Raw genomic sequence first — 14,726 nt, 5'->3', positions numbered from 1 at the left:
GGTCATGCAAGTCAATCTCGCGCGGACGGGAATCCCGCCGCGACGCGGCGGTGTTCCGCCGCCCACAACCGCCGGTCAGTCCTTACGATCGGGCTCGAAGTTCTTCGCGATCAGATCGAACTCGTCGAGGTTGGCCGCCCACTCGGAGGCGGCGACCTCCCAGCGGATGGCGTACCCGCGGTTCTTGGCCGTCACGAAGCCGCGGTTGCGGACGTGGATGCGGGTGTTGTCCCGGGTCTCCAGCCACTCCCAGTCCGCGCAGGTCTTCCAGAAGCCCGGGACGGTGCGGATGCCGAGGTTCTGGTAGTTGTTGACTCTCGTCCTCCGGCCGCCCTCGATGGCCCGCCACGCCGCGGCGGCGTCGCTCTGGGGCCTGTCGGTCCGGTCGATGGTCACCTCACGGACCCCGTTCGGCTCCCGGAACTGCACCCACGTGCTGCCCGAGCTGCGCCGCCAGCCCTTCGGCAGCGGCATGCTGAAGCCGGTCGGATCCTTGTGCAGGGTCCACCCGTCGGGCAGCACCAGCCCGGTCGGGCTCGGCGTCGGCGGGGCGGCGCTCGTCGGCGACGGCGCGGGCGCCGAGGTCACCGGCGCCGACGGGGCGACGGAGGCGGCGCTCGTGGCACCGGCCTGCGGGCCGCCGCCCTTCTCCGGGTCGTCGTCGTTGCCGAGCAGCGGGACCACCACCACCACCAGCAGCCCGATCAGCAGCACCGCGACCAACGCGCCGATCAGCAGGTTGCGCCGTCGGTGATCGGGCTTGACGCCCGCGACGACGGCGGCCCGGCCCGACGAGACCGGCGGAGGGCTCACCGGGGCCGACAGCACGGACGTGGCCCGCTCACGGGGCGGGACGGGCAGCGAGACCGGCGCGTCGGCGGCCGGCTCGACGCGCGTGTCATCGACGGCACCGCTCCGCGCGGTCTCCGGCTCGGACAGCTTCGCGGTCGGCTCGGACAGCTTGGCCGTCGGGTCAGCGGTCGCCCCTCCCGCGCCGGCAGCCGTCGCCGGCTGGTCGAAGACCGGACCCGGTTCGGTGACCTTCGCGGTCGGATCCGCGTCGGTGGGCTGCGTCGTCCGGTCGACCTTCGCGGTCGGATCGGCGTCCGCGCCGGCGGGGACCTTCGCGGTCGGGTCGCCGCCGCTCGCGCCGGCCGCCCCCGCACCGGCCGCCGCGGCAGCGGCGAACCCCGGGGTACGCGGCGTGGGCGGGGTGACCGTCCGCTCCGTGTCCTGCTCGGCCGGGCGCGGGGCCGGCACCACGGTCCGGCGCGGCTCGCGCGGGCCGTTCGGCCCCGGGCGGCGTACGCCGTCGAGCAGCGAGATGCCCTTCGCCCGGCGGCCGGCGGCCCGACGCAGCAGCCGCTCCGCAGCCACCGCGTCCATCCGCTCGGCCGGGTCCTTACGCAGCAGGCCGGTCAGCACCGCCTTGAGCGGGCCGGCGTTCTTCGGCGGCGGCATCGGCTCCGTGGCGAGCGCGGCCAGGGTCCCGATCGCCGACGGCCGGGCGTACGGCGACTTGCCCTCGACCGCCGCGTAGAGCGTCGCGCCCAGCGACCACAGGTCGGCCTCCGGCCCGGCGGTGCCGTCCCTCGCCCGCTCCGGGGCGATGTACGCCGGGGAGCCGAGCACCATGCCGGTCCGCGTCACGTTCGGGTCGCCGGGGATGGTGGCCAGCCCGAAATCGGTCAGCACCACCCGGCCGTCGTCGCCGATCAGCACGTTGCCGGGCTTGACGTCGCGGTGCATGACGCCGGCCTTGTGCGCCGCGTTCAGCGCGCCGAGCACACCGAGGCCGACATCGATCGCCTTGGCCAGCGGCACCGGCCCGTCCTCGGCGAGAATGTCCTGAAGGGACTTCGACGGGACGTACTCCATGACGATCCACGGATCGCCGTCGGTACGCAGCACGTCGAAGATGCGGACCACGTTGACGTGGTTGAGCCGCGCGATCGCGCGGGCCTCCCGCAGCGAGCGTTCGCGCATCTCGCGGCGCTCGTCGGCGGTGAGGCTGGGCGGCGGGACCAATTCCTTGATCGCCACGTCCCGGTGCAGCACCTCGTCGCGCGCCTTCCACACCCGACCCATGCCACCCTGGCCGAGCGGCGAGATGAGCCGGTACCGGTCGGCGACGAGTTGGGGAAGCGGGTTCGACATCGCAGGAGACGGTACCCGGCGGCGGCTCGCCTTACACCGCCGGCACGCCACAGTGCGGCGAAGGTCAAGTTCGCGACGCGTACGCTGAGCCCATGTCTGCCGAAGAGCCGCTGTTGCGGGTCACCCGGGGCGTGCCGACGGCCGAGGAACTGGCCGCCCTGGTCGGCGCGGTTGTCTCCCGGACCCGCCCCGTCGCCGCAGCCGGACCGGCCGCCGCCTCGGTCTGGACCCGCAGCAGCCGACCGGCCGCAGCGACGCCCGCCGCCGGCCCCGGCGCGTGGCGCGCCTCCGGCCTGCCCCACTGACGCGAGGCGCGTACGGGACTGCCGGACGTCACTGACACCCGTTAACCTCACTCAGGGACACGGTGCCGTGACAGGTTAGGGAGGGCCGATGATCCCCGAGGAGGACCGCCCCGCGCCCTGGATGAGCGACTACGGGGGCATTGAGGCCGACATCCGCCAGCTACGCGACTTCGCCGACAGGCTCCAGGCCGAGGTGGAGCGGAACTACACGCCCCACCTGTCGTACATCGCGGACGACATGAAGGCGAAGATCCCCAACCCCGCCGACGCCTTCGTGGAACTGGTGCAGTTCCTCCAGGCCCACAACGAGACCCAGCAGGCCACGGCCACAATGATCTGGTCCGTCGGCGGCGCCACCGGCCGCCTGGCCACCGCAGCCGGCAGGATCGCCATGAAGTACGCCGACGCCGATGCCTTCTCCGCCGCCCGCGTCTCCGACGTCGAGCGCGCCCTGGCCGACCCCGGCGTCAGCGTCCCGACCCGCTCCACACCGACCCTGCCCGACCCGACAGGCCCCGACAGCGGGTCGGGGCGCGTGATGCTGCCGTGATCGAGCGAGGCAGCGGCCGGACGTCCGGCCTCACCCAGTGGCTGCTGATGGACCTGCTCAGCATGTGGGCCTGCATCCAGGACCATGACACCGCCGGGCACTGGAAGCAGGTCGCCGGCTGGCGTAAGGTCTGCGACCTCGCGCAGGCCCACCTGGGCCGACTGAAGGAGTACCGGCGCGGCCTGGCCGAGGCGTGGCCACCGGCGACCAACGCCGCCGCCCGGGCCTACCTGGGTGAACTCGACGGCCTCATCGACAAGGTGCGGCGCACCCACGACACGGCCGCCGCGAACTACGACGCCCTCGCCGCGGCCACCCGCGCGATCAGCAGCGCCCGCGTCGAACTGAAGCCCCTCCACGACGAGTACGTGACCAAGCTCCAGCAGAAGCGGACGTACGAGGCGACATTGGCGGACCCGAAGGCGGCGATGGGCAGCCGGGTGCCGGACAAGCCGGTGACCGACGTCGACCTGGAACGACTCAACGCCCAGGCTCGGACCCTGATGTACGGCCTCAGCGGCGAACTCCAACAGGCCCAGGTAATGCTCCAAAGACCACCGGTGATCCGACCTCGAATCGACGATGGAGATTCTTCGGTCTTAAGTACGAGCACGCCTTCAGCTCCCGTCATTCCGCCAATTGTGCCAGTACCCATATCGGCATCCAACAGCGGCTCTTTGGTGAAACGTTCTACTGTTTCAACGCCCCCTGCATCCGCGCCAACAGCACCGAGCACAGGACCCGTCCTCGGCGGAACCGGAGCCGACCGATCACCACCTTCAGCCAAGCCAAGCATCTCAGGGACTATCACAGCCCCTTCGGCGAGCGCCTTGGGCGCTGCCTTGCCCCCGATTCTTCCTGCTAATGTCAAGACGGAACGCCCCAGCACGCCGCTGTCCCGCAGTCCATTTGGGCCCACCACCCGGCCCACTGCCGGCGGCGACGGCACTCCACACACAACTCCGGCTCGCCCTACGCAACCATCGGGACTAATAGGCGGAATTCCATCTTCGGGGCTCGGTCAACCTGGCGGCACCACGCCATCTCGTCGAGTCAACCCGATAGGTGGCGTCATAGGCGGTGGCGGCGCCGGGACAGCGCCTGGCGGCGCCGCCGGCTCTCGCCCCAGACAGGGCCGGGCAGGCCAATTTGGCAGCCTTCACGGGGTATCACCACTCGATCCGAATTCGAGTATCGGCGGAAGAGCAGGACGACCTTCACATCCCGAAGAGGTCGAAACCGAAGGTCACCGCTGGGATCCAAGTCATCCATGGGAAACCAAAAAAGGAGTGGCTCCAATCGTTCGCCCACCAGACAAAGATGGGCCAATAGATCCAGGGCCGGCCATCGGATTTGGCCGGTGAGAAGACTAATCATCTGGCCAGCCATCGCAGTGCTATTTCTACCGGCTACCGCTTTAATGGTGGTCGATGAAACGCCAAGCGAAGCCAGTTCCAACGCCCCTAAATCGATACGCGCCGAACAATGGCACCTCCGCTTTCTCAAAGCTATCGAGGCCCATCGGATCAGCCAGGGCGACGGAGTGGTCGTGGCTGTACCCGACACCGGGGTGGATCCGCATCCCGACCTCCGAAGGAATCTGCGCCCGGGGGCCGACATCATTCCCGGAGGCAACGGCAAGGGCCAGCAGGACCGGAATAGCCATGGCACGGGGATGGCAGGACTCATTGCCGCCCATGGTCAACCACACCGAACGGGCGCTCTCGGAGTCTCCCCTCACGCGAAGATCTTGCCAATCCTCACTTCGACCCCCAAAGGCGATGAAGATCCCGACAAATTAGCCCAAGGGATTGAATTTGCAATCTCCCAAGATGTCGACATAATCAGCATTTCCAGCAGCGGCGCTACAAGCCCTCGCCTCAATCAAGCAGTCGGGACAGCACTAGCGTCGGACATTGTGGTGGTAGCTGGCGCAGGAAACGAACCTTTAGAGCAGTCCGTGGGCTACCCCGCTCGAGAACCTGCCGTACTGGCAGTCGGTGGCATAGATCGCAGTGGACGCCACGCCGATGTCTCCGTCAGCGGCCCTGAAGTAGACCTAGTCGCACCAGCTGTTGACATCTACAGCACCAGTATCAACGGTAAGTACCGCAAGGGCACTGGCACTTCGGACGCCACTGCGATTGTGGCAGGAGCCGCCGCGTTGGTTCGGTCCAAGCACCCCGACCTCCCCGCTGCGGAAGTCGTCCACCGGCTCACCGCCACCGCCGTCGACAAGGGTCCGCCGGGCCGGGACGACGAGTACGGCTACGGCGTCATCGACCTGGTCGCGGCGCTGACGGCAGACGTACCCCCGGTGGGTTTCGGGTCGGCGACGGCGGATGCCCCGGCCGGGTCCTGGCCGGTCACGACGGCGGTCGCGGAGCCGGCTGGCAACGACGGGGGCGACGGCGGGGCGACCGCCCGAGGACTGGCCACGTTGGGCGTGATCGTGGCCGCCGGGGGTGCCTGGGCGCTGGTCGCCCGACGGCGGCGCCGTGGCGAGGACCCGCCGCCAAGAATCAGCCGGTGAGCGGCCGACATCGGACCGACCGGCCGGCGCTTCTGGCCAACTCCACGTCGTGAAGTGGCGGCATTCGGGGCACTGGGACACCCGGTGTCACTGGACGGAGTCGATCAGAGGCGGGCCCGGGGGCGAAAGAACCAATGGTCAGGTGCCGCGACGTGTCGGGGCGGGGGTAGCCGGTAGCGTCGGCTTCGTGCCGAACTCGATGTCGCTCCGTCTCGTGCTCGCCTCGGCGAGCCCCGCCCGCCGCAAGCTGCTCCACGCCGCCGGGATCGAACCCGACGTGCTGGTGAGCGGGGTCGACGAGTCCCAGGTGGTCAGCGAGAGCGCCGAGGAACTGTGCCTGGAGCTGGCCCGACTCAAGGCGCAGGCGGTCGTCGGCCGGATGCGGCCGTCCCCGGACGAGCGGACTCTGGTCCTGGGCTGCGACTCGTTGCTCGCCTTCGACGGCGAGATCCTCGGGAAGCCGGCCGACGCGGCGGACGCCGTCGGGCGCTGGGAGCGGATGCGGGGGCGCAGCGGGGTGCTGCACACCGGGCACTGCCTGATCGACGTGGTCCACGAGACGCGCGCAGAGGCGGTCGCCTCGACGACCGTCCGGTTCGCCGAGGTCAGCGACGACGAGATCGCCGCTTACGTCGCTACGGGCGAGCCGCTCGCCGTGGCCGGGGCGTTCACCATCGACGGCCTGGGCGGGGCCTTCCTCGACGGGATCGACGGCGATCCGGGGACGGTGGTCGGGCTCTCCCTGCCGCTGCTGCGCAGGCTCCTCGCCGAACTGGACCTGCAGATCACCGACCTGTGGACGAAGATCGCGCCCGGCGGCCAGTCGGTCGAGCCGCTCGGCTAGCTTCCAGCCATGAGCAAATCGCTACCGCTGACCCCGGAACTGCACGCGTACGTCGTGGCCCACGGCTCGGCCCCGGACGAGGTGATGGGCGATCTGGTCGAGGAGACCCTCGCCGCGCTGCCGGCCCAGGCCGGAATGCGGGTGGCGCCGGAGCAGGCGGCGTTCCTGACCTTCCTCACCCGGCTGCTCGGGGCGCGGCGGGCGGTGGAGGTGGGCACCTTCACCGGACTGTCGTCCCTGGCGATCGCCCGCGGGCTGCCCGAGGACGGGCAGCTGACCTGCTTCGACATCTCCGAGGAGTACACGGGCATCGCCCGGCGGTACTGGGCGCGCGCCGGCGTGGCCGACCGGATCGAGCTGCGCATCGGGCCGGCCGGGGAGACGCTGCGCGAGTTGCCGAACGACCGGCACCTGGACTTCGCGTTCATCGACGCGGACAAGACCGGGTACCCGGTCTACTGGGCGGAGCTGGTGCCGCGGATGCGTCCGGGTGGCGTCGTCGCGGTCGACAACACGCTGCGCGGGGGTCGGGTGCTCGCCCCGCAGAACGCCGATGACCGGGCGATCGCCGCGTTCAATGACGAGATCATGGCCGATGTCCGGGTGGAGACGGTGCTGCTGCCGATCGCCGACGGGCTGACGCTCGCCCGGGTGCACTGACCGCCTCCGGGCCGTCCTTGATCAAACCGAGGTCCGGGATGTCGCGGGCTGTGCCCGGCGGGAGACACCGTTCTGCCGATCGTCATGTCGATCATGGTCGTGCGGGTGCAGCGCGCGGCCCAGCCGCAGGGTGAGCAGCGCGGCCGTCGCGATGAACCCGGGTAGCAGCAGGAAGGCCAGGTGCGGGCCGACGCCGTCGGCCACCCACCCGAGCGCCACCGGCGCGATCCCGAAGCCCACCCCCATCGAGTACGACGACCAGCCGGCCGCCTTGTCGGCGGCCGGCCCGGCGACGGCCAGGGCGATCGAGATGGCCAGCGGGTAGTGCAGCGCGTTGCCGAGGCCGAGCACGACGAGCCCGGTCACCGCCAGCCAGCCGACCGAAGCGACCCAGAAGACGGCGAACCCGGTCAGCGAGACGGCCAGCGCGACCAGCAGCAGCGGCACGGGCCGGTAGCGCAGCGCGGCCCGGCCGCCGGCCAGCCGGCCGAGGAACATCCCGCCGACGATCGCGGCGACCGCCGCCGAGGCCGCCCCGGCGCCCAACCCCGCATGCGAGCGGAGCACGTCGGCAGTCCAGAGCGACAGGCAGACCTCGATCGAGCCGGTCACCGCCATCAGGACCCAGGCGATCCAGTACGGCCGGGGCAGCCCTCCGCCTCCCGCGCGTTCCGCACCGGCGGGCGCCCCGGTCGGCGCGACCGCCGGTTCGCCGACGCGGGACGCGACGGCGGGGACCGCGTGCTCCGGCGACGCGGCGGGAACCGGCGGGGCCGGAGACGCGACGGAGGCCGGCGATACAGCGGCGACCGACAGGGCCTGCGGTGCCGCGGGTGGGCGTACCCGGAAGGTCAGGGCGGCGAGGGCGAGCAACGCGATCAGGCCGACCTCGACGGCCATCACCGGCCGCCAGCCGAGCCCCGCGTCGACGGTCGCCCCGATGAGCAGCGGCGCCAGGATGCCCATGCCGGCGCAGGCGGCGTTGGCCTCGGTGAGGGCGGCCGGCGCGGTGGGGCCGTGGTGGGCGGTGAGCACGACGTTGACCCCGCTGATCGCCATCATGCCGAAGGTGGCGATCACCACGACGGCGGCGAGGGTCGCGGGCAGGGGCCGGAGGGTGCCGAACCCGGCGACGCCGACGGCCACCCCGGCGAGGCCGACCCAGGCCGCCCGGCCCCGGCCGATCCGGCGGGCGACCGGTGCGAACAGCGCCCCGCCGAGGAGCGCGCCGACGGCGATGGCGGTGCTGTGCAGGCCGGCGACGGCGGCGCTGGTGCCCTGCTCGTCGCGCAGCAGCGGGACGACGGGGCCGAAGCCGTAGAGGAAGAAGCCCCACAACGCCAGTTGGGCGTAGGCCAGCCAGGTGGTTCGGTCATGGGTGAGGTGGGGCACGGCCCTTACGCTACGCGCGTCGGACCGGTGCCCCGACCGACCTGTTCGGTCGCCACCTCGCGGAGCGGCCCATCCTGCGCCGGCTTGCGCAGCGTATTGGACAGGTTTGACTATCGACGTTCGGGCAGTGCCGCATGCCACACTGAGCGATCGTTAGGGTGACGACGGCGGCCGATAAACTCCCGGTCAGTAACCTCCGGGGAGGAGCCACCAAGGTGCGCAAGGTACTCATCGCCAACCGCGGCGAGATCGCCGTCCGCGTCATCCGTGCCTGCCGCGACGCCGGCCTGGGCAGCGTCGCCGTCTACGCGGACTCCGACCGGGACGCACTGCACGCCACCCTGGCCGACGAGGCGTACGCCCTCGGCGGCGACACCGCCGCCGAGACGTACCTGCGGATCGACAAGTTGATCGAGATCGCCGCGCGGGCCGACGCGGACGCGGTGCACCCCGGGTACGGGTTCCTCTCCGAGAACGCCGACTTCGCCCATGCCGTCATCGACGCGGGCCTGACCTGGATCGGCCCGGCCCCGCAGGCGATCCGCGACCTCGGCGACAAGGTCACCGCCCGGCACATCGCCCAGCGGGCCGGCGCTCCCCTGGTCCCCGGCACCCCCGACCCGGTCGGCGGACCGGACGAGGTGATCGCCTTCGCCGTCGATTACGGCCTGCCGGTCGCCATCAAGGCCGCCTTCGGCGGCGGCGGGCGCGGCCTCAAGGTGGCCCGCACGATGGAGGAGATCCCACAGCTCTTCGAGTCGGCCACCCGGGAGGCGGTCGCCGCATTCGGGCGGGGTGAGTGCTTCGTCGAGCGGTACCTGGACAAGCCCCGGCACGTCGAGGCGCAGGTCCTCGCCGACCAGCACGGCAACGTGGTCGTCGTGGGCACCCGGGACTGCTCGCTCCAGCGCCGGCACCAGAAGCTGGTCGAGGAGGCCCCCGCGCCGTTCCTCACCGACGCCCAGCGCGCCCAGATCCACGAGAGCGCCAAGGCGATCTGCCGGGAGGCCGGGTACCAGGGCGCCGGCACCGTGGAGTACCTGGTCGGCGCGGACGGCACCATCTCGTTCCTGGAGGTCAACACCCGGCTCCAGGTCGAGCATCCGGTCACGGAGGAGACCGCCGGCATCGACCTGGTCCGCGAGCAGTTCCGGATCGCCGACGGCGAGAAGCTGCGGTTGGCCGGGGACCCGACCCCGCGCGGGCACTCCATCGAGTTCCGGATCAACGGCGAGGACCCGGGCCGCAGCTTCCTGCCCGCCCCCGGCACGGTCACCGCCCTGCGGCTGCCCACCGGCCCGGGCGTCCGGGTGGACACCGGCATCTCGGCCGGCGACGTGATCGGCGGCAACTTCGACTCGCTGCTGGCCAAGGTGATCGTCACCGGAGAGACCCGCACCGAGGCCCTGGAGCGGGCCCGGCGGGTGCTGGACGAGATGGTCGTCGAGGGGATGGCCACCGCCCTGCCGTTCCACCGGCTCGTGGTGCGCGACGAGGCGTTCACCGCCGAACCGTTCAGCGTGCACACCCGGTGGATCGAGACCGAGTTCGACAACACCGTCCCGCCGTTCACCGCCACCGCCGGCCCCGCCGAGGCGCCGGCCGGGCGCGAGACCGTCGTGGTCGAGGTCGGCGGCAAGCGGCTTGAGGTGAGCCTCCCCGCCGGCCTCGGCGCGGGTACGACCGCAGCCGCGCCCGCGGCGCGCAAGCCGGCCCGCCGGGGCGGCGGGGCCAAGGCCGGCGCGGCGGTCAGCGGGGACGCGCTCACCTCCCCGATGCAGGGCACCATCGTCAAGATCGCGGTCGCCGACGGTGACACCGTCGCCGAGGGTGACCTGGTCGTGGTGCTGGAGGCGATGAAGATGGAGCAGCCGCTGCACGCCCACAAGGCGGGGACGGTCGGTGGCCTCGCGGCCGAGGTCGGCGCCGTCATCACCGCCGGCGCGGCAATCTGCACCATCGCCTGACCCACGCCCCGGGCGGGGGCGGCCCCGGCGCGGCACAGGCCGAGCCCACCCCAGCGGGGCGCGGGCGCGACGACGTCAGCGCAGCTCGGCGCCCGCCACCGCCCGGACGGCGGCGGTCAGCGCGTCCAGGGTGGCGGAGGCCACCCGCCAGTGCTGCCAGTACAACGGGCGGTCCAGGTGACGCCCCGCGCCGAGGTCGACGCAGTGCCCGGCGGCGATGTCGGCGCGGGCGAACCGCTCCGGGACCATGCCCCAGCCCAGCCCGAGCCGCACCGCCTCGTTGAAGCCGTCGAAGGACGGGACGTAGTGGATCGGCGGGTCGATCCGACGGCGGGTCACGGTACGGGCGAACCTGTGCTGAAGCTGGTCCTTGCGGTCGAACGCCATCATCGGCGCCGACGCGAGGGCCGCCTCGGTGAGCCCGTCGGGGAAGTGGCGGGCGGCGAACCCGACCCGGGCCAGCGCGACGTACCGCATCGCGCCCAGCCGCTCCACCCGGCAACCCTGGACGGCCTCCCGCTGCGCGGTCACCGCCGCCATCGCCGTACCGTCGCGAATCAGCTCCGCCGTGTGGTCCTCGTCGTCCCGGCGGACGTCGAACAGCAGCGCCAGTTCGGTGGGCAGCAGCGCCATAGCGCCGACGAACCAGGTGCCGAGCGAGTCCTCGTTCGCGACGATCGTCACCCGGGTGAGGGCGGGTCCGCCCACCGTCGGCGGCCGGGCGGCGTGCAGCGCCTCGCGCTCCAGCAGGGCCACCTGCCCGGCCAGCCGCAGCAGCGGACGGCCCGCGTCGGTGGCCCGGCACGGCTTCGACCGGCGGATGAGCACCTGCCCGACGGCCTGTTCCAGCGCCTTGATCCGCTGGCTGACGGCCGAGGGGGTGACGTGCAGGGACCGCGCCGCCGCCTCGAAGCTGCCCTCGCGGACCACCGCGACGAACGTCCGGAGCTGCATGGAGTCCAGCATGATGAAGCTGAGCTTATCCACCATGAAAATCTTCAGCTGGGCTGCATCGCGTGCGGCTCGTAGCGTCAGCCCGTGCCCGAAATCCTCAGCAGCTCCGTGGCCGGCTCCGCCGCCGCCGGTTTCACCCTCTCCATCGCGTTGATCGCCGCCATCGGCGCGCAGAACGCCTTCGTCCTGCGGCAGGGCCTGCGCCGGGAGCACGTCGTGCCGGTGGTGGCCGTCTGCGCCGCGTCCGACGCCCTGCTCATCTCGCTCGGCATCGCCGGGATGGGCACCGCCACGGCGGAACACCCCGCCGCCGTCACCGCCGTCCGTTGGCTCGGCGCCGCGTTCCTGCTCGGGTACGCCGTGCTGGCCGCCCGCCGCGCGCTGCGGCCCGCCGCGCTCTCCCCCGCCGACCGGCCTCCGGCGCCCCTCGGGGCGACGCTGCTGGCCTGCCTCGCGTTCACCTACCTCAACCCGCACGTGTACCTCGACACCGTCCTCCTGCTCGGTGGGGTGGCCCGCCAGCATGCGCACCACTGGGTCTTCGGTGCGGGCGCCGCGCTGGCCAGCGTGGTCTGGTTCACGGTCATCGGAGCCGCCGCCCACCGGCTCGCGCCCGTGCTGGCCCGCCCGGCGGCCTGGCGGCTCGTCGACGGCGCGGTCGCCCTCGTGATGGTCGCGGTCGCGGTGACCCTGCTGCTCGGCTGACTGTGAGCAGGGCGGGGTAGGAGTGTTTTCGGATACCACCGGGGGCGCGGACGCCGGCGGACGGGAATGATGGCGAACGTGCGTTTCCTTCAAGGCGCGGTTCCCGCGCACGACCTGACCTACAACGACGTCTTCATGGCGCCCGCCCGCTCCGAGGTCGGTTCCCGGTTGGATGTCGACCTGGCCACCGGGGACGGCACGGGCACGACGATCCCCCTGGTGGTGGCCAACATGACGGCCGTGTCCGGCCGGCGGATGGCCGAGGCGGTCGCCCGACGTGGCGCCGTCGCGGTGATCCCGCAGGACATTCCCATCGAGGTGGTGGCCACCGTCGTCGCCTGGGTCAAGCAGCGGCACCTGGTGCACGACACCGCGATCACGCTCGGCCCGACGGACACCGTCGGCGACGCCATCCACCTGCTGCCGAAACGCTCACACGGCGCGGTGGTCGTGATCGACGAGGCCGGGCGCCCGCTGGGCGTGGTGACCGAGGCGGACACCGTCGGGGTGGACCGGTTCGCCCAGCTCCGGCACGTGATGTCGACCGAGCTGCACACGGTGCCGGCCGACGCGGACCCACGTACCGGATTCGACCGGCTCTCGGCGGGCCGGCGGCGGCTCGCGCCGGTGGTGGACGGCGAGGGACGGCTGGTCGGGGTGCTGACCCGCAAGGGCGCGCTGCGCGCCACCCTCTACCGGCCGGCGACGGACGACCGGGGTCGGCTGCGGGTCGCGGCGGCGGTCGGGATCAACGGCGACGTCACCGGCAAGGCCGCCGCGTTGCTGGAGGCGGGGGTGGACACGCTGGTGGTGGACACCGCGCACGGCCACCAGGAACGGATGCTCTCCGCGCTGCGGGCGGTGCGCAAGCTCGACCCGGGCGTCCCGGTCGCGGCCGGCAACGTGGTCACCGCCGACGGGGTACGCGACCTGGTCGAGGCCGGCGCGGACATCGTGAAGGTGGGCGTCGGACCGGGTGCGATGTGCACCACCCGGATGATGACCGGGGTCGGCCGGCCGCAGTTCTCCGCCGTGCTCGACTGCGCGGCGGCGGCCCGGGACCTGGGCCGGCACGTCTGGGCCGACGGCGGGGTGCGGCACCCCCGGGACGTGGCGCTCGCGCTGGCGGCCGGCGCGTCGAACGTGATGATCGGGTCCTGGTTCGCCGGCACGTACGAGTCACCGGGCGACCTGTACACCGACGCGGACGGCCGGCGGTACAAGGAGAGCTTCGGGATGGCCTCGTCCCGGGCGGTCAGCGCCCGGACCGCCGACGACAGCCCGTTCGACCGGGCCCGCAAGGCAGCCTTCGAGGAGGGCATCTCCTCGGCCCGGATGTACCTGGACCCGACCCGGCCGGGCGTCGAGGACCTGATCGACGAGATCATCGCCGGGGTGCGCAGCGCGTTCACGTACGCGGGCGCGCGGAACCTGGCCGAGTTCCACGAACGCGCACTGGTCGGAGTCCAGAGCACGGCCGGCTACACCGAGGGGATGCCACTGCCCACGAGCTGGTGAGCCGCCGGTCCGGCGGCCGACGCCGTCACTCCTTCGGGAAGAGGCGGCCGGCGAGCGCCCGGACCGCGGCGCGGGGGTCGTCGCCGACCCGGGCCGGCAGCGCGCCCGAGAGCCAGAGCGTGGCGAAGCCGTGCACGATCGACCAGGCCGCGAGCGCGTCGCCCTGTGGATCCTCCGCCGTCGGGCGGTCCTCGGGCAGCGCGGCGACGCCCGAGTTCAACGCGGCGCCGGCGCGCTGGCGGGCCGCCACCAGCTCCTCCGCGTCGGGCCGGTAGAGGTCCGCACGGAACATCACCTCGAAGTGCGCGCGGTGCCGGACCGCGAAGTCGACATACGCGACCCCCCTGTCCAGCAGGGCGTCGCCCGCGCCGTACAGCGCCTTGGCGAGCAGGTCGAACCCGTCGGCGGCGAGGGCGGTGAGCAGCCCGGCCTTGTCGCCGAAGTGGTGGGCCGGGGCGGCGTGCGAGACGCCGGCCCGGCGGGCCAGGTCACGCAGGCTCAGTGCAGCCGGCCCAGACTCCTCGATCACCTGTACCGCTGTGGTGAGCAGGGTGCGGCGCAGGTCGCCGTGGTGGTAGCCGCGCGTTCCAGTCATGGCGCCAGCTTATCTTGCCGTTGACAAGATGGCCGCCGGGAGGGAAAACTTGCCAGCGACAAGATTCACCCTGAGGAGACTCCCTGATGGTTCCGCTGATCGCCCTCGTGGCCGGCACCGCACTCGCCCGGCTGGCCGGCTTGGCCGGCGTCGACGCCCTCGACGGCTGGCACCCCGCGCTGCGCGTCGGGCTGGCCGTCATGTTCGTGCTCACCGGCCTGGCCCACTTCACCAACCCCCGCCGGGCCGGCCTGGTGGCCATGGTGCCGCCCCGGCTGCCCCGCCCCGAGCTGCTGGTCACCGCCACCGGGGTGCTGGAGCTGGCCGGCGCGGCCGGGCTGCTCGTCCCCGCCACGGCCCGATGGGCGGCAGCCGGGCTGGGGCTCCTGCTGATCGCCATGTTCCCGGCCAACGTCTCGGCCGCCCGCCGCGGCCTGACACTGGCCGGACGGCCGGTAACCCCGCTCGCCCCACGCACGTTGCTACAAGCGGTGTTCCTCACCGCCGCCGCCGTCCTTATACCGTTTGGGGCCTGACCATCAGGGA

The 14,726-nt window shown here is 72.4% G+C and carries 13 protein-coding genes; 9 read left to right on the top strand and 4 right to left on the bottom strand.

What is annotated here, in order from left to right; all coding sequences use genetic code 11:
- Window positions 1-75 precede the first annotated feature (75 nt).
- Entirely contained in the window at window positions 76-2,157 is a 2,082-nt protein-coding gene (locus ABT023_RS02145; protein ID WP_350880744.1) for a serine/threonine-protein kinase, read from the bottom strand.
- Between the two features lie 92 nt (window positions 2,158-2,249).
- Between ABT023_RS02145 and ABT023_RS02140 the strand changes: the two genes are divergently transcribed.
- The 5 genes from ABT023_RS02140 to ABT023_RS02120 all read left to right on the top strand — a co-directional run bounded on the left by ABT023_RS02140 (window position 2,250) and on the right by ABT023_RS02120 (window position 7,049).
- Window positions 2,250-2,462: an acyl-CoA carboxylase subunit epsilon gene (locus ABT023_RS02140; RefSeq protein ID WP_350880742.1), complete on the top strand. Its 213-nt coding sequence runs from the start codon at window positions 2,250-2,252 to the stop codon at window positions 2,460-2,462.
- 88 nt (window positions 2,463-2,550) lie between these two features.
- Window positions 2,551-3,012: a hypothetical protein gene (locus ABT023_RS02135; protein ID WP_350880740.1), complete on the top strand. Its 462-nt coding sequence runs from the start codon at window positions 2,551-2,553 to the stop codon at window positions 3,010-3,012.
- Window positions 3,013-4,432: 1,420 nt separating this feature from the next.
- The gene (mycP, locus tag ABT023_RS02130) at window positions 4,433-5,545 is read left to right on the top strand and encodes a type VII secretion-associated serine protease mycosin (RefSeq protein WP_350881123.1); all 1,113 of its coding nucleotides are present in this window, start codon (window positions 4,433-4,435) and stop codon (window positions 5,543-5,545) included.
- A 199-nt stretch (window positions 5,546-5,744) separates the two neighbouring features.
- Window positions 5,745-6,389 (top strand): Maf family protein, encoded by a 645-nt coding sequence (locus ABT023_RS02125; protein WP_502890573.1) that lies wholly within the window; start codon window positions 5,745-5,747, stop codon window positions 6,387-6,389.
- 9 nt (window positions 6,390-6,398) lie between these two features.
- Complete coding sequence (locus ABT023_RS02120) at window positions 6,399-7,049, top strand: O-methyltransferase (RefSeq protein ID WP_350880736.1); 651 nt, start codon at window positions 6,399-6,401, stop codon at window positions 7,047-7,049.
- Window positions 7,050-7,070: 21 nt separating this feature from the next.
- Here ABT023_RS02120 and ABT023_RS02115 read toward each other — a convergent pair whose 3' ends face one another.
- Window positions 7,071-8,441, bottom strand: a complete 1,371-nt coding sequence (locus tag ABT023_RS02115) for an MFS transporter (RefSeq protein WP_350880734.1) — start codon at window positions 8,439-8,441, stop codon at window positions 7,071-7,073.
- Between the two features lie 215 nt (window positions 8,442-8,656).
- Here ABT023_RS02115 and ABT023_RS02110 point away from each other — a divergent pair, with 215 nt between their 5' ends.
- Window positions 8,657-10,408 carry an acetyl/propionyl/methylcrotonyl-CoA carboxylase subunit alpha gene (locus tag ABT023_RS02110; RefSeq protein WP_350880732.1) on the top strand — a complete coding sequence of 584 codons (1,752 nt, stop codon included), beginning with the start codon at window positions 8,657-8,659 and terminating at the stop codon, window positions 10,406-10,408.
- Window positions 10,409-10,483: 75 nt separating this feature from the next.
- Here the strand turns inward: ABT023_RS02110 and ABT023_RS02105 are convergent, their stop codons facing one another.
- Window positions 10,484-11,374 (bottom strand): LysR family transcriptional regulator ArgP, encoded by an 891-nt coding sequence (locus ABT023_RS02105; protein ID WP_350881122.1) that lies wholly within the window; start codon window positions 11,372-11,374, stop codon window positions 10,484-10,486.
- A 96-nt stretch (window positions 11,375-11,470) separates the two neighbouring features.
- Here ABT023_RS02105 and ABT023_RS02100 point away from each other — a divergent pair, with 96 nt between their 5' ends.
- Both ABT023_RS02100 and ABT023_RS02095 read left to right on the top strand, forming a co-directional pair.
- Window positions 11,471-12,067 (top strand): LysE/ArgO family amino acid transporter, encoded by a 597-nt coding sequence (locus tag ABT023_RS02100; protein ID WP_350881120.1) that lies wholly within the window; start codon window positions 11,471-11,473, stop codon window positions 12,065-12,067.
- A 78-nt stretch (window positions 12,068-12,145) separates the two neighbouring features.
- Window positions 12,146-13,585, top strand: a complete 1,440-nt coding sequence (locus ABT023_RS02095) for a GuaB1 family IMP dehydrogenase-related protein (RefSeq protein WP_350880730.1) — start codon at window positions 12,146-12,148, stop codon at window positions 13,583-13,585.
- A 25-nt stretch (window positions 13,586-13,610) separates the two neighbouring features.
- On the opposite strand, the gene ABT023_RS02090 is transcribed toward ABT023_RS02095, so the two are convergent.
- Window positions 13,611-14,180 (bottom strand): TetR/AcrR family transcriptional regulator, encoded by a 570-nt coding sequence (locus ABT023_RS02090; RefSeq protein WP_350880728.1) that lies wholly within the window; start codon window positions 14,178-14,180, stop codon window positions 13,611-13,613.
- Window positions 14,181-14,266: 86 nt separating this feature from the next.
- On the opposite strand from ABT023_RS02090, the gene ABT023_RS02085 reads away from it, so the two are divergent.
- Complete coding sequence (locus ABT023_RS02085) at window positions 14,267-14,716, top strand: DoxX family protein (RefSeq protein WP_350880726.1); 450 nt, start codon at window positions 14,267-14,269, stop codon at window positions 14,714-14,716.
- Window positions 14,717-14,726 lie beyond the last annotated feature (10 nt).

It is taken from the genome of Micromonospora sp. NPDC002296 (genome assembly GCF_040296145.1).
In the GTDB taxonomy this organism is placed as follows: Bacteria; Actinomycetota; Actinomycetes; order Mycobacteriales; family Micromonosporaceae; genus Micromonospora.
The sequence above is the reverse complement of the archived record's forward strand: the minus strand, read 5'-3'. Positions and strand labels throughout refer to the sequence as shown.

What these genes read in the sequence shown, in the direction of transcription:
- ABT023_RS02145 (WP_350880744.1), bottom strand. Translation starts at nt 2,157, where the DNA reads ATGTCGAACCCGCTTCCCCAACTCGTCGCCGACCGGTACCGGCTCATC.
- ABT023_RS02140 (WP_350880742.1), top strand. Translation starts at nt 2,250, where the DNA reads ATGTCTGCCGAAGAGCCGCTGTTGCGGGTCACCCGGGGCGTGCCGACG.
- ABT023_RS02135 (WP_350880740.1), top strand. Translation starts at nt 2,551, where the DNA reads ATGATCCCCGAGGAGGACCGCCCCGCGCCCTGGATGAGCGACTACGGG.
- mycP (WP_350881123.1), top strand. Translation starts at nt 4,433, where the DNA reads ATGGTGGTCGATGAAACGCCAAGCGAAGCCAGTTCCAACGCCCCTAAA.
- ABT023_RS02125 (WP_502890573.1), top strand. Translation starts at nt 5,745, where the DNA reads ATGTCGCTCCGTCTCGTGCTCGCCTCGGCGAGCCCCGCCCGCCGCAAG.
- ABT023_RS02120 (WP_350880736.1), top strand. Translation starts at nt 6,399, where the DNA reads ATGAGCAAATCGCTACCGCTGACCCCGGAACTGCACGCGTACGTCGTG.
- ABT023_RS02105 (WP_350881122.1), bottom strand. Translation starts at nt 11,374, where the DNA reads ATGCTGGACTCCATGCAGCTCCGGACGTTCGTCGCGGTGGTCCGCGAG.
- ABT023_RS02090 (WP_350880728.1), bottom strand. Translation starts at nt 14,180, where the DNA reads ATGACTGGAACGCGCGGCTACCACCACGGCGACCTGCGCCGCACCCTG.
- ABT023_RS02085 (WP_350880726.1), top strand. Translation starts at nt 14,267, where the DNA reads ATGGTTCCGCTGATCGCCCTCGTGGCCGGCACCGCACTCGCCCGGCTG.